The 23,092-nt window shown below is 31.3% G+C and carries 20 protein-coding genes, 2 pseudogenes and 2 riboswitches; of the genes and pseudogenes, 1 reads left to right on the top strand and 21 read right to left on the bottom strand.

Annotated features, from left to right (window positions below):
• The 7 genes and pseudogenes from KPL51_RS21230 to KPL51_RS21200 form a co-directional block, all read right to left on the bottom strand.
• Positions 1 to 218: pseudogene (locus tag KPL51_RS21230) on the bottom strand (phosphatase PAP2 family protein); the annotation flags it as partial.
• Positions 219 to 492: 274 nt separating this feature from the next.
• A pseudogene (locus KPL51_RS21225) lies at positions 493 to 732 on the bottom strand (undecaprenyl-diphosphate phosphatase); the annotation flags it as partial.
• Between the two features lie 12 nt (positions 733 to 744).
• The gene (locus tag KPL51_RS21220) at positions 745 to 1,476 is read right to left on the bottom strand and encodes an SGNH/GDSL hydrolase family protein (RefSeq protein WP_216166094.1); all 732 of its coding nucleotides are present in this window, start codon (positions 1,474 to 1,476) and stop codon (positions 745 to 747) included.
• A 69-nt stretch (positions 1,477 to 1,545) separates the two neighbouring features.
• On the bottom strand, positions 1,546 to 2,217 hold the full coding sequence (locus tag KPL51_RS21215; protein ID WP_216166092.1) for a DUF6320 domain-containing protein: 672 nt from the start codon (positions 2,215 to 2,217) through the stop codon (positions 1,546 to 1,548).
• A gap of 344 nt (positions 2,218 to 2,561) precedes the next feature.
• Positions 2,562 to 3,419: a DUF6320 domain-containing protein gene (locus KPL51_RS21210; RefSeq protein WP_216166090.1), complete on the bottom strand. Its 858-nt coding sequence runs from the start codon at positions 3,417 to 3,419 to the stop codon at positions 2,562 to 2,564.
• Positions 3,420 to 4,081: 662 nt separating this feature from the next.
• Positions 4,082 to 5,434: a 23S rRNA (uracil(1939)-C(5))-methyltransferase RlmD gene (gene rlmD / locus KPL51_RS21205; protein WP_216166088.1), complete on the bottom strand. Its 1,353-nt coding sequence runs from the start codon at positions 5,432 to 5,434 to the stop codon at positions 4,082 to 4,084.
• A gap of 14 nt (positions 5,435 to 5,448) precedes the next feature.
• Complete coding sequence (locus tag KPL51_RS21200; protein WP_216166086.1) at positions 5,449 to 5,850, bottom strand: RDD family protein; 402 nt, start codon at positions 5,848 to 5,850, stop codon at positions 5,449 to 5,451.
• Between the two features lie 293 nt (positions 5,851 to 6,143).
• Between KPL51_RS21200 and KPL51_RS21195 the strand changes: the two genes are divergently transcribed.
• Positions 6,144 to 6,899, top strand: a complete 756-nt coding sequence (locus KPL51_RS21195) for a TSUP family transporter (protein ID WP_216166084.1) — start codon at positions 6,144 to 6,146, stop codon at positions 6,897 to 6,899.
• Between the two features lie 93 nt (positions 6,900 to 6,992).
• On the opposite strand, the gene KPL51_RS21190 is transcribed toward KPL51_RS21195, so the two are convergent.
• The 14 genes from KPL51_RS21190 to KPL51_RS21125 all read right to left on the bottom strand — a co-directional run bounded on the left by KPL51_RS21190 (position 6,993) and on the right by KPL51_RS21125 (position 22,982).
• Positions 6,993 to 7,238, bottom strand: a complete 246-nt coding sequence (locus tag KPL51_RS21190) for a hypothetical protein (protein ID WP_216166082.1) — start codon at positions 7,236 to 7,238, stop codon at positions 6,993 to 6,995.
• Positions 7,239 to 7,563: 325 nt separating this feature from the next.
• Positions 7,564 to 7,830, bottom strand: coding sequence for an ATP cone domain-containing protein (locus tag KPL51_RS21185; protein WP_216166080.1), 267 nt, complete (start codon positions 7,828 to 7,830; stop codon positions 7,564 to 7,566).
• Between the two features lie 413 nt (positions 7,831 to 8,243).
• Positions 8,244 to 9,494, bottom strand: a complete 1,251-nt coding sequence (purD, locus tag KPL51_RS21180; RefSeq protein ID WP_216166079.1) for a phosphoribosylamine--glycine ligase — start codon at positions 9,492 to 9,494, stop codon at positions 8,244 to 8,246.
• Positions 9,495 to 9,507: 13 nt separating this feature from the next.
• Positions 9,508 to 11,010, bottom strand: coding sequence for a bifunctional phosphoribosylaminoimidazolecarboxamide formyltransferase/IMP cyclohydrolase (purH, locus tag KPL51_RS21175; RefSeq protein ID WP_216166076.1), 1,503 nt, complete (start codon positions 11,008 to 11,010; stop codon positions 9,508 to 9,510).
• Positions 11,011 to 11,064: 54 nt separating this feature from the next.
• Positions 11,065 to 11,673, bottom strand: coding sequence for a phosphoribosylglycinamide formyltransferase (gene purN / locus KPL51_RS21170; protein WP_216166074.1), 609 nt, complete (start codon positions 11,671 to 11,673; stop codon positions 11,065 to 11,067).
• A complete protein-coding gene (gene purM / locus KPL51_RS21165) occupies positions 11,661 to 12,659 on the bottom strand; it encodes a phosphoribosylformylglycinamidine cyclo-ligase (RefSeq protein ID WP_216166072.1) in 999 nt (332 codons plus the stop codon). The genes purN and purM overlap by 13 nt, the downstream gene beginning before the upstream one ends.
• 9 nt (positions 12,660 to 12,668) lie before the next feature.
• The gene (gene purF / locus KPL51_RS21160) at positions 12,669 to 14,102 is read right to left on the bottom strand and encodes an amidophosphoribosyltransferase (protein ID WP_224854625.1); all 1,434 of its coding nucleotides are present in this window, start codon (positions 14,100 to 14,102) and stop codon (positions 12,669 to 12,671) included.
• Positions 14,103 to 14,174: 72 nt separating this feature from the next.
• Positions 14,175 to 14,882: a phosphoribosylaminoimidazolesuccinocarboxamide synthase gene (purC, locus tag KPL51_RS21155; protein ID WP_216166070.1), complete on the bottom strand. Its 708-nt coding sequence runs from the start codon at positions 14,880 to 14,882 to the stop codon at positions 14,175 to 14,177.
• 39 nt (positions 14,883 to 14,921) lie between these two features.
• Positions 14,922 to 15,401, bottom strand: a complete 480-nt coding sequence (gene purE, locus KPL51_RS21150) for a 5-(carboxyamino)imidazole ribonucleotide mutase (RefSeq protein WP_216166068.1) — start codon at positions 15,399 to 15,401, stop codon at positions 14,922 to 14,924.
• A gap of 108 nt (positions 15,402 to 15,509) precedes the next feature.
• A riboswitch (purine riboswitch) is annotated at positions 15,510 to 15,609 on the bottom strand.
• 324 nt (positions 15,610 to 15,933) lie between these two features.
• A complete protein-coding gene (locus KPL51_RS21145; RefSeq protein ID WP_216166066.1) occupies positions 15,934 to 19,743 on the bottom strand; it encodes a phosphoribosylformylglycinamidine synthase in 3,810 nt (1,269 codons plus the stop codon).
• A gap of 231 nt (positions 19,744 to 19,974) precedes the next feature.
• A complete protein-coding gene (locus KPL51_RS21140) occupies positions 19,975 to 21,318 on the bottom strand; it encodes an alanine/glycine:cation symporter family protein (protein ID WP_216166063.1) in 1,344 nt (447 codons plus the stop codon).
• A gap of 145 nt (positions 21,319 to 21,463) precedes the next feature.
• Positions 21,464 to 21,591: riboswitch (glycine riboswitch) on the bottom strand.
• A gap of 546 nt (positions 21,592 to 22,137) precedes the next feature.
• Entirely contained in the window at positions 22,138 to 22,326 is a 189-nt protein-coding gene (locus KPL51_RS21135; protein WP_216166098.1) for a GNAT family N-acetyltransferase, read from the bottom strand.
• A gap of 33 nt (positions 22,327 to 22,359) precedes the next feature.
• Complete coding sequence (locus tag KPL51_RS21130; protein ID WP_216166061.1) at positions 22,360 to 22,743, bottom strand: type II toxin-antitoxin system death-on-curing family toxin; 384 nt, start codon at positions 22,741 to 22,743, stop codon at positions 22,360 to 22,362.
• Positions 22,740 to 22,982 (bottom strand): type II toxin-antitoxin system Phd/YefM family antitoxin, encoded by a 243-nt coding sequence (locus KPL51_RS21125; RefSeq protein ID WP_216166059.1) that lies wholly within the window; start codon positions 22,980 to 22,982, stop codon positions 22,740 to 22,742. Before KPL51_RS21125 ends, KPL51_RS21130 begins: the two co-directional genes overlap by 4 nt.
• Positions 22,983 to 23,092: the final 110 nt, after the last annotated feature.

Raw genomic sequence — 23,092 nt, 5'->3', positions numbered from 1 at the left:
CCTAAAATTGTACTTAGTATTAAGGCCCCTAAAGCCATAAAACCTATTTTTCTATATTTTTTATTAATCATAAGTATCGCTATTATTATAACCCATATGATTCCTCCATTACCCAAGTATGATGATATAACCATGCTTTTATCCATAATAATTCCATGCATATTATCTTTTATATAAAATAATGCTGAGCTATCAAATCTCTGTACTAATGGTATCATTTTCATCATTCCCCTTTTTTTCTCTTTTGTTTAATATATATGTCTATAAGTATTCCCCTAATTTATATAGCATATATTAAAAATATTAAAAACAGATTAAAAAAATCTTAGATTTTACTCAAAAATTTAAAAAAAATAAAAGCACCTAGATAACAGACAAATCTGAAATCTAGATGTTTACTATTTATATTGAAATACCCACAAACTTAATTGAAAATAGCAATGCTATACCCACAATTATTCTATAAATAGCAAAAACCTTCATAGGTTTTTGCTATTTATACGAAACAAATTTTTCTACCACAATTAGTGCTACTAAAAATGCAATTACAAACCCAATAAATAAAGTAATAATTTCTCCACTATTAAAATTCATTCCACTTTTAAATATTGTTAATGCTGTAGCACCAAATATAGTTGGTATCGCTAAAAAGAACGAAAACTCCGTTGCATCAACTGTAGAAATGCCGCTAATCCAACCTCCCATTATTGTAGATGACGACCTAGACATTCCTGGCCATAGTGCTTAGCTACTCCTTTTTATTGTTAAATCAGCATTTGCCGTAAGCTTTGTGCTATAGACTCTCGAACCTACATAGTCCAAAAATGTCCTATTCATAAGCTCATAGCCTGCTTCATTTGGATGAATTCCATCTTCACAGAGAAATCTTGTAGTATTGGGTTCCTTAAGAAATGGTTCACGCACATCTATCAAATCACATTTTAGTTGTTGTGCAAGCTTCATAATGCACAAATTATAGCATTCGTGATGTCTGTATATACGTTGTACATCTCCAAGCCAATATAAAATATTTTTCTTATTCAAACCTTTTGTTATACACGTAAAATATTTATTTGCATCAAGAGGTGGTAAATTTATCAAAATAGGCTCAATATTTAAATTTCTAAAGGTAGTAACCATGTCCGTAATACATACTTTGAATACATCTAAAGGAGTATTAGGCTTATGATCTTTATATGGATTATCAGAAATTTCTGTCCATCTGTAATCGCAGTCATTTCCCCCAAATTCTATGGCAACTATTTCACAATCAAAACCTTTCTTTAATTTATCTTGCATAAGTTTACTTGCCTTAGGAGCTGTCATGCCAAAATGTGCATTATTTTTTATATTATTTCCAAACTTATTCAAATTTTTTAAAGCTATATTCTCACTAAGTAATTTGTATTTCATTTTTTCTTCATCAAAAATTATTCCCTTTAAAAGTGAATCTCCCCAAATCTCTATTTTTTTCATGGCTTTAATACTCCTTCGTTTTTTTATTTCTACCTAAATTTTATTTTTTAGAAACATACTAATTACTCTTCAAATATTCTCCTTTCTTAAATACCCAATTATAAAAATTAAAAATGATATAAAAGCAAAAGAAAGTGTTGTAATAACAACTGGCATATATATTTCCTTATCTTTTACATAATTATAAACAATAGTATTTATAATTATATTAGTGATAACACCAAATAATAGACAAGTTATTGCAACATCATAGTATATAATAATCTTTGTATATAGAAAAAGACTAATAACAATTAAGGCCGCCATTAATGCACTAGCAGCTATAGGAATTGCCAGCGGAAGCACCCAACCTTTAGCAGAAAACAGATATTCTATTAAAAACAGATATGGTATTAAACCTACTGTCATAATACCCATTGATATAAAAACTATATGTTTTTTTATAAAAAAAATAGGGATTATTGTAAACCATACGAGCAATAATCCTCCTACAGGATATAACGACCAATCAAATGATCCACTGATAGCAAAGTTACATAAAAGGCAAACAAATGCCACGGAAAGAAAAATTTGAGATACAATTGTAAATATATTTGAAGCATTAAACTTTTTAATCTTTTCTACATACTTAATAATATTATCTATAACTTCTTCATCCTTTAAATTTTTTCGTTTAGTAATCATATTTTCACCACCAAACAACTTATTTGCTTTTTCTAAATCATAAGTATCATCGCTCATTTTTTTATTATCTATTTATTTCATCCTCACATTAGTTTTATAAAGCCATTGTATTTGATTAAACAATAAGTAACAACCTACGCATCGTAGAATAGTGTGCGAGTAGGTGTAAGCAATGCGTAGAGTTTGCGTAGAGTCAAGATAAAACCTTATCTGTAATCTTTTTTGCTTTTAAAATATTTAAAATTAATAAAAGAATACAATAATTTAAATTAATCATAAAAAAATAAGTTTACTTTTGCTGACAGACGCCAAAAGTAAACTTACTATAGTTTTATATTTTCTCCTTATTTATATATAAGAGAATTTAATTATATACTTCCCTATACTATAAAGAATTTTCTTCACACCTTGTTTTCAAAAATATATTTGTTACTCTTCAAATCTTCTCTTTTCTTCAATAACCCGATTATAAAAATCAAAAATGAAACAAAAGCAATAGACAGTGCTGTAATAGCAACTGAAATATTAATTCCATTTTCTTTAATATAATTATAAACAATATTTTTTATAATTATATTAACGATAACGCCAAATAATAAGCAGGTGCTTGCAACAATATAATATCTGTTAATTTTTGTATTTAAAAAAAGAGCAATTACAATGAAAAACGCGATTAATACAACACCCGCTATAGGAATGGCTAAGGGAAGCACCCATCCTTTATACGGACACAGGTATTCTATTAAAAACAGATATGGTACTAAACCTACTGTCATTATAAACATTGATATTAAACCTCTATGTTTTTTTATGAAAAATATAGGGATTATTGTAAACCATATGATTAATAATCCTCCTAAAGGATATAACGACCAGTTTAATAATCCACTGATAGCAAAGTTACATATAAGGCAAACAAAGGCACTGAAAAGAAAAGTAAGAGATATAACTAAAAAAACATTAGAAGTATTGATTTTTTTAACCTTTTCTACATACTTAATAGTATTATTTACGACCACTTCATCTTTTAAATCTATTCGTTCACTTATTATTTTTTCACCACAAATCAACTCATTTACTGTTACCCCAAGTTCTTTTGCAAGTTCCGGGATAATTGTGATTTCTGGATAACCATTACCCCTTTCCCATTTCGAAACTGCCTTATCAGTTACATTTAATTTTTCAGCCAATGTTTTTTGTGTCATTGCTTTTGCTTTTCTTAAAACATAAATAAATTCGCCCATTTTTTTATTATCCATTTTTTTCTCCTCGCTTGAGCTTTATATTGTAACAAACTCAGTCATTTCATTCCATCGCCTTTTCCAATCTCTTTAGACATCTCTTGATCTGTTTTTTTAAGCTAGCATGACATATAACTTAGTAAATTAAAAATTAATATAATTAGTTTCACTTATTGTATTTAATTATATCACCTTATTGTACTTATTTATATTAACAATATTTATTTATAATAATTTTTCAAAAATCCACCTTACTTGTTGAATTTTAGCCATTCATCACTCTAATCAACTAATAAAATCTAGACATAAAAAAGCCCTCAACTTATTAATATTAATTGAGGGTTCACTGGTGGAAAAGAAGCGATACTAACTATATAACTGCCCGTTGAACATAATACACTCCTTAAAAATAAAACAGAAGTTAAGCTATTTATAAAATCACCAGATAGCAGATAGCTTAGTGGGATGTTAAACATCCAGCTTGCTTACAAAAGAATCCGCACCCGAATACAGAGCGAATCTACACTTAGTTTGTCTTATCATATTGTTGAGCCTATAATTATTACACCTATTAGTATTAAATGGTAACCTCACTTTGGTAAAAAACTTTTCCGACGGGCTTGAATAACTGTCGGAAAATGAATAAATTTTAAGCTTTCAAACCTTTAAAACTGTTGGTATCACTTGGTTAAGTTGACTATTGTCTCAATGTGAGGTGTATGTGGAAACATGTCCATAAGTATAACCTTTTTAACCACATATCCATTTTCTATCATTTCCTTCAAATCAACTACTAGACTTTTAGGATTACACGATACATAAACTATATGTGGAGCATCAAATTTTATAACATAATCTAAGGCTACAGGATGAACTCCAGCCCTTGGAGGATCCAAAATAATGCTATCTGGTTTATCCTTAACCTCTTTAATAACCTTTGCTATATCACCTGCTACAAACTCACAATTATCCAGTCCATTAATTCTTGCATTTTCATTTGCAGCAGCCACTGCTTCTTCTATTAATTCAATTCCCAAAACTTTTTTTGCTTTAGCTGCAACAATTTGTCCAATAGTTCCTGTTCCACAATACAGATCAAATACTACTTTTGATTCTGATTCACCTAGAAAATCTCTAACTATGCTATAAAGTTTTTCTGCCCCTTTTGTATTAGTTTGAAAAAAGGCAAAGGGATTAATTTTAAACTTAAGATCTAATAATTCTTCCATAATATAATCTTTTCCGAATAATAGTTCAACTTTATCAGCTTGAACTATATCTGCCAAGCCATCATTAAAAGTATGTATTATTGCTGTGATATTTCCATCACATTTTAGATCCTTAAGCATATTAGTTATTTCACTAAAATCAAAATCTACCTGAGTTGTAGTTACAAAATTAACTAATATTTCTCCAGTATTTATAGCCTTTCGAACAACTAGGTTTCGTAAATATCCACTATGCTCCATTACCTTATATTGTGGTAATTTTAGTTCTTTAAAATAGTTTAAAACCATTTTTAAAATTTCTCTAAAATCCTTATCTACAATTCTACAATCATCCACAGTAACTATACTAAAGCTTCTTCCTTTTGTATGCATGCCTAGTGTTAATTCGCCATCCTTTAGAAAGTCACCAAATGTAAATTCCATTTTATTTCTATATTCGAATTGCACTGGGCTCTTTTCTATACCTAAAAACTCAAAATCTTTTATTTCTGCCTCTTCAAATAATTTTAGTACCTGTTTTTGTTTAAATTCTAATTGTTTTTCATAAGAAAGAAATTGATGACTACATCCTCCGCATAAATCTGTAATCTTGCATTGAGGTTGAATTTTGTAATCTACATCCTCAAGGATTCTTACAAGTTTAGCTTCGAAACCTGCTGGTTTCTTTTTTGAAACTCTACCAATTATCTTTTGACCTGGCAGGGTATTTTTAATAATAACCTTTTCACCTTCGTAAAATGCTATGCCTTGCGCTGGAAATTCCATATCTTCTATATAAAATTCATAATCTTTTCTTTTCTGCATAGTTATTAAGTCTCCTATTCTTTTGTAATTGTAAGGCCAGATATTTTCTTGCCAACGGTATTAGAACCTTTGCCGCTTTCCATAATACTCATGTATAATACCATAACCACCATAAAAATTATAAATGACATACTAAACTTTTGAGATATAGCATACCCTGTTAATTTTAATATAGCATCTGCAGCAAATACTAGAACTGCTGATATTCCGCCTATAATTGCCAAATCTATAATATTAGCTTTGAAAGTATCCAATAAATTAGGTTTCTTAGCATTATTACCATTAGAATTTATAACGGTAGCGCCCATCTTATTTCCATTTACACCAACCATCTCTTCATTTTTTCCTAGTGATTTATTTTTTATATCATCTGATTCCTCAACAACATTTGTGTTTACTTCTTTTTGTTCTAACATTGTAAATCCTCCTCTATTTTTATACTATTATTTTTTTATAACTAATATTTTATCAATTGTACAACAGGAGAAACACTAATGATTTTTTTACTCCCATCTATATATAATACGTATTTATGGATTATAAATCAAGAGGGTATTATTTATCCCAAAAAAATATACTGGCTATCTCTGGGTGACACCTTGACTTAAGAGAAAATATATAAGTCTTTAAATTTTATTAATAATCATCTATAATGATACTGAAACTATATATTTGCTTTAAATTTTAATATAAAATAGGTAGGTGTCTTATGATTACTAAGATTATTTTTCTATGTATGGCTGGTTTTTTAGCAGCTTTTGTAGATTCCATAGCTGGAGGTGGCGGGTTAATAAGTGTTCCCGCCTATATGCTTGCGGGTCTGCCCGCCCACATGGTGCTTGGTACTAACAAGTTTAGTGCCACTGCCGGTTCCTTTACTAGCTCACTAGGATTTATAAAATCAGGTAAGGCTAATTTCAAACTTTTAAAATATCTGATTCCTTTTACTTTCATAGGTGCAATGCTTGGGGTTAGAGCAGTATTAAATATAGACCAAAAGTTTCTAAACGGCTTGGTATTAATTCTTATCATGTTTATTGGAATATATACTCTTTTTTCTAAATCTTTGGGCCTTGAAGATAAATTTCAGGGACTTACAAAGAGAAATGTGGTCTGGGGAATTTTACTTGCTTTTTCTTTAGGTTTTTATGATGGCTTTTTCGGCCCTGGCACTGGTTCTTTTTTAGTGTTTGGATTTATAAGCATTTTTGGATTTAACTTTGTATCATCTTCTGCCAATGCTCGAATTTTAAACTTTGTCAGCAATGTTACAGCCTTGATTTTATTTGCCATAAGCGGAAAAATAAATTATACCATAGGAATTCCCGTGGCAATATGTATGATTTTAGGGGCCAAAATGGGGACAAGCGTTGCATTAAATAAGGGTTCGAAACTTATAAAACCCATATTTGTAACCATGTCACTGGCAGTTGCCTTTAAAATGCTTTTAACCATGCTAAAATAAATACACAAGAAATTTAAAAAGAAAAAGTAGCTGGTTTTAATTAAAATGGATCCTATCAAGGACATTTTAATTAAACCCAACTACTTTTTTTAGTTATATTATTTTTTTAAGTTGTTCAGCCTTATATTCTCTTATAACTTTATTTTTTGCCAAATCAGTTATTATGATTTTAACTATTTCATCACTAATCTTAAATACTTGCCCCTTCTGTTTTGTCCCAATAACATTAACCGCTGTTCCTTGCAATAGTTTATTGATTTCATTATTTCCACAATAAGTACATTGCGTCTCATTTTCTATCACTCTCTTGCACTTTACACAGTAAAATAAGCTTGCCATTCATATTTCCCCCCATTTCTTATTAGAATATAAACTTATATATTCTAATATATTCTCTAGCTTTCTTATTTTTCCTTTTAAATGAATTTATTTTAAATTTTCTATATTTTACGCTGAATCTCAATTTGTTCACAATTATTAAAATCAGAAAATCGCTTAAGACAATCATTAAAGTTAACTTGTTTCATAATCTCTCACTTCCTTACTATTTACACAAAAACCCATTCACAATTTAAAATAAGTTAATCAAATTTTAGTTCACTACAATATATAATAAAAGCAGATGATTTTGTTTCATCTGCTTTTATTACTACTAATATTACTATTATTCTATTTTTCCCTGATTATAATATGTAGCCACAACACCAAAACCCTGTTTTTCTAATTCACGCAATACAAACTTTTGAATAATATCAAAATGAACACTACTCTTTTGATAATTTTGTAAGCCTTTTTCAATGTTCCTGGCCAAATTCTCAATATCTGATTCATTAAGTGGTTGACCAGCATCGTCAGAAGCTCTATATATGCTAGTTTTTATCTTGTTTAAATCAAATTCTTGAAGTCTTCCATCTCGTTTAACAACTTTCACAATAATCATCTCCCATTTACAAATATCACACAATTATAATTTCTGTTGATTACTAACATCATATAAGAAATCGTCGCAATATTCAACCTTTTTTCATAGTTGCTCGTTTCACTTTTATGTCTTCAAGAGCAGTGAAGTATCATATAGTTTTAAATTTAGCTATTTTTTCTTGGATTATGCTAACAAAAGTATATATTGCGCAGAATGCATTTAAACAAACCATAGTAATTCTTAATTTATTTTATTTGTGGCTGCGTATAGAAAAATGCATGTTTGAGCAAAGTGAGTTTGCATTTTTTAGCAGATACAGATAAAATAAATTTTAGAATTAATTGGCGAAGTGAATGCATTCTAGCAATATATACTTTTAGTTATGGCATAATATAAGAAAAAACTCATAATTAAATTGCTACTTAATTCACTTTCCCGATATCTGTCCTATAGTACATCCCTTGGAAGTGAATTTTCTTCATGTCTGCATAAGCTATTTCCCTTGCCTGCTCTAAGGTGTCGCCAAATGCTGTTATTCCTAGAACTCTTCCACCAGCAGTTTTAAGATTACCTTTTTCCTCTTTAGCTCCTGCTAAAAATAACTTGCCTTGCAGTTTACTAAGCTGGCTTATTTCGAAACCTGTATCATATCTTCCTGGATAACCTTTTGACGCTGCAATTACGCAACAAGAATGTCCAGCATTCCATTTCAAATCAAAATTCACAAGGTCGCCTTCTAATGCACTAATCACAAGCTCTGTGAAATCACTTTTCATAAGAGGAAGAACAGCTTGAGTCTCTGGGTCGCCAAGTCTTGCATTATATTCAATCAAATATACACCCTTTTGGGTTATCATTATGCCAAAAAATATTATGCCTTTATAGTCCATTTTTTCCTCTTGGATTCCCACAAGAGTTGGCTCTAATATATGTTTTTGAAACTCCTCTAATACCTCACTAGTGCAGTATGGATTTGGTGCTATAGCTCCCATACCACCTGTATTAGGGCCTTTATTTTCGTCGAATATTTGTTTGTGATCTTTTGAAGATATAAATGGAAGTATTATGTTTCCATCTGTAATAGATAGTATAGAGGCCTCTACACCTTCCAGAAACTCTTCTATTATAATTTTCTTTCCACTACCTTTAAATATATCCAGTATCATAAAATCGTTTATGCTGTTTTTAGCGGAGGTAAAATCCTCACAGATAACTACCCCTTTACCAGCTGCCAATCCATCTGCTTTAATTACTATAGGATATTCACATTTTCTTAAATACTCTATAGCGATCTCTGCATGATCAAAAACTTCATAAGCAGCTGTTTTTATACCATACTTTTTCATAAATTCTTTGGAATATGCTTTGCTTCCTTCAAGTCTCGCCGCCTTTTGACTAGGTCCTAATATTTTAAGTCCATTTTCTTTGAACTTATCTACTATGCCTTGTACCAGAAGTTCTTCTGATCCAACTATAGTGATATCTATTCTATGTTCTAAAGCAAAAGATAAAAGTTCATCTATTTTTGTAATATCAATGTTCTCACACTTACTTTCCCTGTGGGTACCGCCATTACCTGTGGCACAAAACACCTTCTCCACAGAAGAATTTTCTGAAACTGCCGACACTAATGCATGTTCTCTTCCACCAGAACCAATAATTAATACTTTCATAATTACATCTCTCCTAATGTTTGAAATGTCTAGTACCTGTAAACACCATAGAAATTCCATTTTTATTACAAGCATCTATGGACTGTGCGTCTTTAATAGAACCACCTGGTTGAATAATAGATGTTATCTTATATTTTGCAGCTAGTTCTACCACATCCCCAAATGGGAAGAATGCATCTGATGCCATTATAGTGCCATCTACTGACCTTTCTAAGGCTTGCTGCGCTGCCCATATTCTATTTACTTGACCTGCACCAATTCCTTTAGTCACACCATCTTTAACTATTACAATGGCATTTGATTTAACATATTTAACCACTTTCATAGCAAATATCAAATCTTTCAGTTCACTTTCTGATGGTCTATTTTCTGTAACTACTTTAATTTCATCTATTAATTTTTGGTCAGAACTTTGCAGTAGGATTCCTCCATCAACTTTAACCATTTGGAGTTTATCTTCTGCTTTACTTGAACATACTATAATTCTCAAGTTCTTCTTGCCTTTTAATATTTCTAAAGCTGCCGCATCAAATTCTGGTGCAATAACCACTTCTAAAAATATTTTTACAAGTTCCTTCGCAGTTTCACTGTCTACTTTTCTATTAAAAGCAACAATGCCACCAAATATAGACATAGGATCACACTCGTAGGCCTTTTTATATGTATCAAGTAGACTACTTCCTGTGGCAACTCCACAAGGTGTATTGTGCTTTAATGCACAACAAGCAGTTTCATCGAATTCACATACCACCTTCCATGCAATATCCATGTCCTTTATATTGTTATAAGATAATTCCTTGCCATTTAACTGTTTAAAATCCTTCATAGCTCCACTTCCCGCTGTACTTACATAATAAGCAGCGCTTTGATGAGGATTTTCTCCATATCTTAAATCCATTTGTTTTTTATAAGAAAGAGATAAATAATCGGAGTATGAATCCTCTCCAAGTAAGAAATTGCTTATAGCTGCATCATAAGCAGATATTAAATTAAATACTTTTCCAGCTAGATGTTTTCTAGTTTCAAACTCCACTTCTTGTTTTGCATCCATTTTACTTATAATATTTTTATAATCACTTGTATCACTAAGTACAATAACATCCTTAAAGTTTTTAGCTGCAGCTCTTAGCATAGTTGGTCCACCAATATCAATAAATTCCACTTTCTCCTGAAAACTTATATTTTGCGTAACCTTATCAAAAAAAGGATAAAGATTAACTACTACCATATCGATAGGTTTTATTCCTTTAGCCTTTATGGTTGCCATATGCTCTTTATTATCTCTTATTGCTAAAATTCCACTATGAATAGTTGGATGTAATGTTTTAACTCTTCCATCTAATATCTCTTCAAAGCCTGTTACTTCAGAAATTTCTACTACTTTTATACCATTTTCTTTTAAATATTTAAAAGTTCCGCCTGTGGATATAATCTCTACCCCATTATTTTGTAGTGATGTTGCAAGGTCTAAAATATTTTCTTTATCGAATACACTTATAAGTGCTGTTTTAATCATTTTTATTCCACCTCTCTATTAAGGCACATTTATTTTCCTGTGCCTTAGTCACATTCAAATACCTATTACTTTTCTTCCAACAATTCTTATTTTACCTTCACTTATATATTTAATAGCTTCTGGCAAAGCAATATGTTCTTGCTGTAAAACTCTTTTTTGAAGTTCAATAGCTGAGTCTTCACCATAAACCTGTACAACCTTTTGAATTATAATTGGGCCTGAGTCTGTACCCTCATCTACAAAATGAACACTGCATCCTGAAACCTTAACCCCATACTCTAGTGCTTTCTCATGAACTTTAATGCCATACATTCCTGCCCCACAAAAACATGGGATAAGAGCTGGATGAATGTTAATTATTTTATTTTTAAATTTTAAAAGGATCTCACCTTGAAGTATTGATAAAAAACCAGCGAGTACTATTAAATCTACTTTTCCATCTAAAATCTTGAATATTTCCTGAGAAATCGTTGTTCCATACTGTTTCTTATCCATTACGTAGGTCTTTATATTTTTTGATTTTGCTCTATCGATGCCATATGCATCTTTTTTATCACTAATAACAGCCTCTATAGAGCATTTTAAATTTCCACTTTCTATATTGTCTATTATGGCCTGAAGGTTGCTACCGCTGCCTGATATTAGTACGGCTATTTTAAGCAAACTCCGCCACCTCCAGCTTCAACATGACCAATTTTATATGCTCTATCTCCTAAATCTTCAATGGTCTTTATAACCTTGAGTGTATCGCTGTTTTCAACGCATAGCACATATCCAATTCCCATATTATATGTATTAAACATATGCTCCTCGGTTACTCCAAGTGTCATAAGATGTTTAAATATATCTGGAGTATTAAAACTATTTTTATCTACCACTGCTGTGAAATCTCCGCTAAACATTCTTGGTATATTTTCATAAAAACCACCACCGGTTATATGTGCCATACCTTTAATATCAAATTTTTCTATAAGATTTAATATAGTTTTTACATAAATTTTTGTTGGAGTAAGTAGCGTATTTCCAATCTTATCTCCATTAAACTCTGCATCTAAATCTGGTATTAATTTTCTAACTAAAGAATATCCATTACTATGAAGCCCTGTTGACTCAATTCCTATTAACGAATAACCATCTTTAATAGCAGAACCGTCAATAATTTTATGCTTATCAACTATCCCAACAGTAAATCCTGCCATATCATATTCACCATCTCTATAGAATCCTGGCATTTCTGCAGTTTCTCCACCTATAAGTGCACAACCAGATTGAATACAACCTTCTGCTACACCTTTTACGAGTTGTGCTGATACACTAGAATCTAATTTACCACAAGCTATGTAGTCTAAAAAGAAAAGAGGTTTAGCACCATGACAAAGGACATCATTTACACACATAGCAACGCAGTCAATACCTACAGTGCCATATTTTTTCATTCTAAATGCAATATCAAGTTTAGTACCTACTCCATCAGTTCCTGAAACTAAGATAGGATTTTTATAACCCTCACCTATTTCAAACATACCCGCAAAACTTCCTAAATGATTTAAAACACCTTTTGTAAATGTTTGGGCTGCATATTCTTTTATTAATTTTACTGACTTGTATCCCTCTTCAATATTAACACCTGAATCTTTATAAGTTATCATGAATATCCCCTACCTTTCTAATCTATCTTTATCACTTTCAAATGGAGCAGATACTGGGTATCTACCTGAAAAACAACCTAAGCAAAATTCAGTATTACCTAATGCTTTCAACAATCCCTCTATGCTTAAATATCCCAAACTATCTGCACCTATTTCCTGTCTAATTTCCTCTATGGAAACATTAGCGCCAATTAAATCTTTTCTATAAGGTGTATCTATTCCAAAATAACAAGGATATTTTACTACTGGTGAACAAACCCTAAAATGAACTTCTTTTGCCCCAGCTTTTTTTAATATCTCAACTAATCTCTTACTTGTGGTCCCTCTAACTATTGAATCATCTATTAGAATAACTCTTTTACCTTCTACATTTATTTTTAGTGCATTTAGTTTTACAGACACTGCTCTTTCACGTATTTCTTGAGTTGGACTTATAAAAGTTCTACCCACATATCTATTTTTTATAAGACCCATTCCAAAAGGTATTCCTGATATTTTAGAATAGCCTATTGCAGCAGCCATACCCGAATCTGGAACCCCTACAACCATATCGGCATCAACTGGTGATTCCCTAAACAATTGTTCTCCCGCCATAACTCTTGAACTATACACATTAATCCCATCAATAGTACTGTCTGGTCTTGCAAAATATATATATTCAAAGGAACAAGTTGCATTTTTAGTTTTCTCTGCAAAATTAATAGAATTAAGTCCATTTTCATCTATAATAACTATCTCACCAGGCTTTACGTCTCTTAAAAAGTCTGCCCCTACTGCATCTAATGCGCAACTTTCTGAAGCAATAACATAACTATTGCCTATGGTTCCTATACAAAGAGGTCTAATACCATTTTGATCTCTAACAGCTATTAACTTTTCTTTTGTAAGCATGACTATTGCATAAGATCCTTTGATAGCCTGTATAGCATCCACTACAGCCTTTTCAATACCTTTTTTTGCACCTCTAGCAATTAGATTTAAAATAACTTCTGAATCTATTGAGGTCTGAAACATATATCCACAATCCTCTAGTAATTCTCTTATAACATCTGCATTTACTAAATTCCCATTATGGGCTATAGCTATGTCACCTAGTTTAAATTTACTTAAAAGTGGCTGTGCATTTTTAAGTTCGCTGCCTCCTGTAGTGGAATATCTAACGTGTCCAATTGCAGCATGACCATTCATAGCACCAATTTGTTTTTCATTAAAAACATCACATACAAGGCCCATAGCTTTTTCACAAACAAGATTAACTCCATCAGAATATACTATTCCAGCACTTTCTTCTCCCCTATGCTGCAATGCATAAAGGCCATAATAAGTTAATGACGCTACATCTAAGTCTTTGTCTGGTGAAAAAATACCAAATACACCACACTCTTCTTTAAACTTATCTTCATCATTAATGACTACCTCATCTAATTCAATAATTCCACTCAAAGAAATTCCTCCTTGTTATTGCTACTTTAGCTTTAAATATAATTCGCCTTACTCGCATCTCTCAAATATATCTTATTGGTCACTAATTCTACTTAATATTTCCACATAAGCCTCGGTAACATTACCTAAATCTCTTCTGAATCTATCTTTGTCTAATTTTTCTCCTGTTTTAACATCCCAAAATCTACATGTATCTGGTGATATCTCATCTGCCAAAATTATTTCTCCATGATATCTTCCAAACTCCACTTTAAAATCTATTAAATTAATACCCTTTTTAAAGAAAAAATCCTTTAGAGTATCATTTATTTCTGATGCTAAATGGTATATCTCTGATAATTCTTCAAAAGTTGCAAGTCCCATAGCTACTGCATGATAATCGTTTATAAGTGGATCACCTAATTCATCATTTTTATAACTTAATTCGAAAACTGTTGTTTTTAGCTTTGTGCCTTCTTCTATTCCGTATCTTTTTGCCATGCTACCAGCTGCTACATTTCTTACAATTACTTCAAGAGGTACTATTTCAACCTTTTTACAAAGCTGTTCTCTATCACTTAACTTACTGATAAAATGAGTTTTAACACCGTTTTTCTCTAGCAATTCAAATAATGTAGTTGTTATGCTATTATTTAAAACCCCTTTATTCTCAATTTGTGCCTTTTTAACACCATTAAAAGCTGTTGCGTCATCTTTATAATATACTAGAATTTCATCCTCATTATCTGTACTGAACATTTTTTTAGCTTTTCCCTCATATAATAATTTTGATTCTCCCATTAATAACCACTCCTTAATATTTAATTTCACAATTACATTTTAAAATTCTATATTTTCTTCGTTCTCTGCTATAAATTTTTCTTTCATTTCTTTTCTATATTTTATTAATTTATTTTTAAGTTCCAAGTCTTTTAGTGATAAAATCTGAACTGCAAGCATTCCAGCATTATAGCTGTTATTAATACCAACTGTAGCAACAGGGATAGCTTTTGGCATTTGAACAATTGAAAGTAATGAGTCTATACCCTCCATAGCAGCCTTAATTGGCACTCCAATCACCGGCAATACTGTGTGAGAAGCAATTACTCCCGGAAGATGTGCAGCAAGCCCTGCGCCTGCTATAATGCATTCTACCCCTCTATTTTCCATTTCCTTTATTACCTGAACTAATCTTTCAGGTACTCTGTGAGCCGATAAAATATGTACTTCATACTCGACATCAAATTCTTTTAGTACTATTGCTGCATTTTTCATTACCTCTTTATCTGATTTACTTCCAAAAATAATTCCTACTTCCATCTTGTTACCTCCAATTGAAATAAAGTAATCAACTCTTATAATTGCCTATAAAAAAAAGGACTATACCATAATAAAACTTATTTTTATGGTGTAATCCCGAATTATAGCATCAATTCAAGATCCACCAATAGTGAGAAGAAAGCGGCTTCTCGTAGAAACTTCTGTGCCATATTCACAGAAATATATTGATGAACTAATTTATTAATTTATAACTTTATATTAACATCTATCTTTCTCTAAGTCAATGTATTAATGACTATTTTAATAATATTGTTCGTGTTTATATCTTTATTTGAGCACATAAGCAATTATATTATATTTATTGTTCGTGTTTTAATAGTGCACCCACATGTCAAGTGGCAAAAATGACAAGCCCTAAATATACAGTTGTTTCTTAGGTAGGCATTTGCTATATCTACGGTGAAGTATAAACATAATCCACAGCCACTTCCGCAAGCTATTTCCTATATAATTCAAAAGCAGCAAGTATAAAAGTATTATACTTACTGCATTTTTATATAAATTTCATATTCTATTTAAAATAATTTACTCCTGATTCGAATATTTTTTGGTCCTTTTCACCAATAATATTCTTTACGATGTTTAAACCTACTCTTTCAGAGTGACCCATTTTACCAAAGATTCTTCCGTCCGCGCTAGTAATTCCTTCGATAGCATCCATAGATCCATTCGGATTAAAGTTTATATCATAACTTGGATTACCTTCAAAATCTACGTATTGAGTGGCTACTTGACCATTCTCAAATAATTTTTTAATTACTTCATCACTGGCTACAAATCTTCCTTCTCCATGGGATACTGGAATTGTATGTGTATCTCCTATTGTCAAATTGCTAAGCCAAGGTGATAATGTTGAAACTACTTTAGTTTGCACAGTGCGAGATATATGCCTACCAATTTCATTATAGGTTAAGGTTGGGCTATTTTCTGTTATATCTGTTATTTTCCCATAAGGTAATAGTCCAAGTTTTATTAGCGCTTGAAAACCGTTGCATACTCCAAGAATTAATCCATCTCTATTTTCCAATAACTCATGTATACTTTCTGTTATTATAGGATTTCTAAAGAATGTAGCCATAAATTTACCGGCTCCATCTGGTTCATCACCAGCACTAAATCCCCCTGGAAGCATAATTATCTGAGATTCTCTTATTTTCTCTGCTATAACTTTTATTGATTCTTCAATATGGCTTGAGGATAAATTGTTTATTACCATTATTTCTACCTCAGCACCTGCTCTTTCAAAAGCTTTCATAGAATCATATTCACAATTAGTTCCAGGGAACACAGGAATTATAACTCTAGGCTTTGCAATTTTAATTATGGCTGAAGATTTATTCCATCCATTTTTAACACTTGTATTGATGTTTAAAGTCTTACTATTTATTTTCGCAGTATTTTCTTTTGTATTATTTACTTTTGTAGTAAATACACTTTCTAGTGGCTCTTCCCAATTGCACAGTGCTTCCTCCAAAGTAATAGTTTCTGAGTGTACCGTAATAACAGGTGATGTTTGAGTATTTCCAAGTATCATGACATTTGCCTCTTCTTTAATTAACTCATCAAGTGTGGATTTATCAATTTCCATTACTATGCTGCCATAATCCTCACTAAATATATTCTGTACTCCAATATCCTCATTAAATTTAAATCCTATATTATTACCAAAGCACATTTTCGAAATAGCTTCTGCTAGTCCTCCAGTTCCTACTGCATAAGTTGATAAGGCTTTCCCACTATCTATTAATTGATTTACTAATTTATAATTTTCACGGAGCTTTTCAAAATCTGGTAATCCATCTTCTCCAATAGTTGCACGGATTAAAATCACTTGACTATCATGTTTTTTAAACTCTGGTGATATAACCTTTTCTGTATTTACCATGTCTACTGCAAAAGATACTAAGGTTGGTGGTACATTCATATCATTAAAAGTACCTGACATACTGTCTTTTCCACCAATAGCTGCTATACTAAATTGTTTTTGTACATGATAAGCTCCCAGTAGTGCAGCAAATGGTTTGCCCCACTTTTGTGGATCTTTTGACAACTTTTCAAAATACTCTTGAAAGGTAAGTTTAATATTTTCATAATCCCCACCACAGGCCACTACTTTTGTTACAGAATCTATTACGGAATAGGCTGCTCCATGAAAAGGACTCCACTTAGATAATTTAGGATTGTATCCATAGGCCATTATTGTACCAGTATTTGTATCTCCACTAAGTACAGGCAATTTTGCTACCATAGCTTGAATTGGTGTTTTCTGATATTTGCCACCAAAAGGCATAAGTACAGTTCCTGCTCCTATAGTGCTATCAAATCTCTCAACTAAACCCTTTTGACTACAAACATTTAAGTCTGACAAAGTTGAATTCCATAGTTTTTTTATTGACTTTGACTTTTCATAATTTTCTTTTGTATCTTTTGAAAAGTAGTATTCACTTTCACTTGGTGCTGATATTCTCACGTCTGAAAACTGCTTAACTCCATTGGTATCAAGGAAACTTCTACTTACATCAACTATAGTTTTTCCCTTCCATATCATCTTAAGTCTGTTATCATCAGTTATTTGTGCTACTTCCACGGCCTCCAAATTCTCGCCTCGCGAAAGTTTTATAAATAACTCCACATCTTCACACCTAACAACAACAGCCATACGTTCTTGGGATTCAGATATGGCAAGTTCTGTACCATCTAGTCCATGGTATTTTTTAGGCACTGCATCTAAATTAATTATAAGTGCATCTGCCAGTTCCCCTATTGCTACAGATACTCCACCTGCTCCAAAATCATTACATCTTTTTATAAGTTTTGTAACTTTAGGATTTCTAAATAATCTTTGAATCTTTCTCTCTGTAGGTGCATTACCCTTTTGAACTTCTGCTCCTGAAGTTAATAATGAGTTATCACAATGCTTTTTAGATGAACCTGTAGCCCCACCACAACCATCACGACCCGTCTTTCCACCAAGAAGTATAACTATGTCCGACGCAATTGGTCTTTCTCTAACCACATTTTCGTAAGGCACTGCTCCAATAACTGCTCCTACTTCCATTCTCTTAGCCACAAATCCTTCATCATAAACCTCAGAAACTAGTCCTGTGGCAAGTCCTATTTGATTTCCATAAGAACTATATCCATGAGCAGCTTCAAGAGTTATTTTTCTTTGAGGAAGTTTTCCTTTTAGGGTATCTGAAATTTTTCTTCTTGGATCACCAGATCCTGTAACACGCATTGCCTGGTACACATAACTCCTACCTGATAATGGATCTCTTATGGATCCACCAAGGCAAGTAGCTGCACCACCGAAAGGCTCTATTTCAGTTGGGTGATTATGAGTTTCATTTTTAAACATTACAAGCCACTTCTCTTTTTTACCATCAATGTCAGCTTCTACAACTATACTGCAGGCATTGATTTCCTCTGAAACATCAAGGTCCTGTAATTTACCTTTTTTTCTAAGTTCTTTCATTCCAATAACCGCCATATCCATAAGTGTTACTGCTCTATCAGTTTTACCATAAACAAACTCTCTAGTATTTAAATATTCTTTATATGCTGCTACAATAGGCTTTGAGTATTTACCTTCTTCTATGGAAACATCTTCAATTACAGTATTAAAGGTAGTATGCCTACAGTGATCTGACCAATATGTATCTATAACTTTTATCTCTGTTATAGTTGGGTCTCTCTTCTCAGTATCGCTAAAATACTCTCTGCAGTATTTTAAGTCCTCAAAACTCATAGCAAGACCATTATCATTTAAAAATTCTTTTAACTCCAAATCACTCATATGGGTAAAAGATTCTAATATAGCTACTTGCTCTGGTTCATCAAAAATTTGATTTAAATCAGTGTATTTTTCCAAATCTGTTTCTCTAGAATCTACAGAATTTATGCAATATTCTTTAATTACAGATATATCACTTTTAGTAAGTTTGCCCTTTAGGATTATAATTTTTGCAGTTTTAACAATAGGTTTATCCTTTTGGGTTAAAATTTGTATACACTCCGCAGCTGAATCCGCCCTCTGATCATATTGCCCAGGTAAATATTCAATGGCAAACATGGTTTCCCCTGCTTTTATATATAGATCTTCATCATAAACCTGATCTACTGTAGGTTCTGAGAATATTGTATTTCTTGACTTTTGGTACTGTTCTTCTGAAATATCCATAATATCATATCTATTAACTAATCTAAGTCCCTCCAAGGTCACTATACCTAAATTTGTCACTATATCTCTTGTTAATTTTTCACCTTCAACATTATAGTTCGCTTTTTTCTCTACATATAACCTATATATCTTATTTTCCATGATTATTACCTCCAAAATATAATTTTATACGAATATTAATCATTAAATACATTTTATAATTCGTTATATTTATAGTATAGTATATTTTGTCTAATTATAAAAGCTTATTTTACTATAATTTTATACTTTCTCATTTTAATTCTTTTTATAGTATAAATATGAGACACTTAAAAAAAAACAGGAAAGCATGTATATGCCCTCCTGTTTTTTTATAAAAAATAAATTAAAATTTTAGTTTTTCTTTTCAAAATCCTCTTCATAATTTTTCAAAGTCTTTCTAACTAAAGCTGAAAGCCCTAATAATGCAATTAAGTTCGGTATAACCATTAATCCATTAAAAGTATCTGCCAGTTCCCAAACTAGATCAACCTTTAAAGCTGCACCTAATACTATAAATACAAGAACTAAACATCTATACACTGTTAATGCTTTTTTACCAAATAAATATTTAACATTGGCTTCTCCAAAGAAGTACCAAGCTACGATGGTAGAAAAAGCAAAGAAGAATAATGCTATAGCTACGAATGGACCGCCTAAACTTCCCATTCCATTTACAAAAGCCTTTTGAGTTAAAGCTATACCAGTAGTTTTTCCATCCATTGCTCCAGTAGTTAATATAACCATTGCAGTTAATGTTAAAATTATAAAAGTATCAATAAATACACATACTATTGCAACTAGTCCTTGCTGAGCTGGATGAGCAACTTTTGCAAGTGCATGTGCATGTGGTGTTGATCCCATTCCAGCTTCATTAGAGAACAGACCTCTTGCAATACCATATCTCATAGCTTCTTTTACCCCAACTCCAAGTACACCACCAGTAACAGCTTGAGGATTAAATGCTCCTACAAATATCATTTTAAATGCTGGTCCTATATTAGTAAAATTCATTAAAATTATTATTACACTACCTAATATGTAGAATAAAGCCATAAAAGGAACCACTTTTTCAGTGAAGGCTGCAATACGACCTACACCCCCAATAAAAATCATGCCAGCTAAGGCCGCAACTATTATACCAATGACTATACGAACACTAGTGTTTGAGCTTATTGCTGCACTTATTGAATTAGATTGTACCATATTACCTATAAACCCCAAGGCTATTATTATAGTTACTGAAAAAAATGCTGCAAGCTTTTTACTTCCAAGACCCTTACTGATGTAGTAAGCTGGGCCTCCGGTCATCTCGCCACCAACTTTTTCTTTATATTTTTGACCAAGCACTGCTTCCGCAAAAATAGTTGCCATACCAAAGAAGGCACTTAACCACATCCAAAATATTGCTCCTGGTCCTCCTGATACAATTGCAGTTGCAGCACCCGCTAAATTTCCTGTTCCTACTTGAGCAGCAATTGAAGTTGTCATGGCCTGAAAAGATGACATTCCATCAATTCCAGCTTTATGCCCAAATTTAATTCCTCCAAAAGTTTGTTTAAATGCAGCTTTAAACCTTCTAACTTGAACAAATTTTAATGTTATTGTGAAATATATACCAGTACCACATAACAAGAATATTAGTACATACCCCCACAAAACACCATTAATACTTTTGATAATTGATAAAAAGTCCATGAATACACATCCCTTCTAGTTATAAAAATCCTTTTATATAAAATGATTTTTTTCATAAAGAAAATAATGTATACCAATTAATATACTGTGAGACTATTATCTTTTCAAAGCACACAAAAATGGGGTCAAAATTAAATGACCATTTGAAAACAACCCTGTCCTTTTACCTGAGAGCTTCACTATTCCAATATTTAATAGATACAATAGTATATAATTAAATGTTATTTAGTTTTCTCCTTCGGTGCTTATAAAAGTCTCTCCAGAGGTTTGTCCAATATCAGTACTTGTCCTAACGGATACCTGAAAGCTTAACTTCTTCGGTGGATGTTATACATCTCTCTCCTAATATTTTCATCCAAAATTATTAATTTGTAATCATTTTCACCACTATACCATATTTTTCATCTTTCTTCAATATTTTTCATCTTTCTTCAATATTTTTCATTTTTCTTCACTTTTATTCTATTCCATGTTAAAATATTCACCTAGTTAAATTGATAACATATTTATACAGTTGATTTGTACACTTAGAATAAGTATATTTAAATAATTTATATTTTTTTACGCACTAAAAAAACACCCACTATTGAAGTGAATGTTCTTTTGGTACAAGTAAGTCTATAAGCCGAGTCCTGTATTTAATTTTTTTAATACTTGTACGAATTTTATTATATTTTAATATATCTATTAAGTACTGATTATATTGTGTTTAATAGGTATTCTATATTAAATTATAACTATCTTTATTCATTAATATTTTATAGACCGGTGGCAAAGCGGTGGCAAATGATATACTTGCCACCGCTTTTATTTTCGTATTTAGCAAATAATCTGTCCACCGCACATAACGAAAAAACCAAACTTTTTATAAAAATCACTAAGCATTTCATCAAATAATATCGAAATTGCATATATATTATTTTTCTTAAGTTTATCAATTGCCATAGCCATTAATGTCGTTCCTACACCCTTAAACTGATATTCAGGTCTTACTATAACATCCTGAATGTATGCGTCCGAATTTCCATTGCTTACCTTTTGTTAAAAAACGTTTTTATTACTATTAATCCACTCTAATATATTTTTCTGTTCTAACTCTCCTTTCGCTACCCCTAAGCCTAAATTTACTAATTCTTTTTGTGTATAGTATGATTTAGTTCCGTTGTATTCTAATAAAATTAACATTACATATAGTCCTATTCTTTTGTTACCATCTACAAACGCATGGTTATTTATTATACTGTAGCAAATATTAGAACATTTTTCTTCCATACTTTTATATAAATCTTCGCCTGCAAATGTTGCTTTTGAGTTTTCGATTGCTGACTTCAAAAGTCCTATATCTCTTATTCCATTTGAACCACCAGTAGCCAGTATCAATTTTTCGTGTAACTTGAAAATATAGTCATATAATATATATTTCATTTAGCTAGCTCCCTAAATGCTTCAAAATTTTCAAAAAGTATTCTATCAGCAATTGCATCTAATTTTTCTTCTTCTGATATTGCTTCTTTACTAAATTCATCAAAATCCAAAAGAATATATTTAGGTTTATTATTTTTCATTATAATTACAGATTTGTCCTCATCAACTAATTTTGCTATTTTAGAAAAATTTTGATTCGCTTCTGATATTGAAACTATCTTTTGAGTATTTACTAACATATTTAAACCTCCCATAATTTTTAGATAGTGTAAACACTATCTTTGTTTTATTTATTTAAATCCTTGTATTTGCAAGGCTTCAAGCTACCTTTATAACAAAAAAACAATGA

It is taken from the genome of Clostridium bowmanii, from assembly GCF_018861315.1.
Classification (GTDB): domain Bacteria; phylum Bacillota; class Clostridia; order Clostridiales; family Clostridiaceae; genus Clostridium_AD; species Clostridium_AD bowmanii.
Note: the sequence above shows the minus strand (reverse complement) of the source record. Positions and strands in the feature narration are given on the sequence as shown.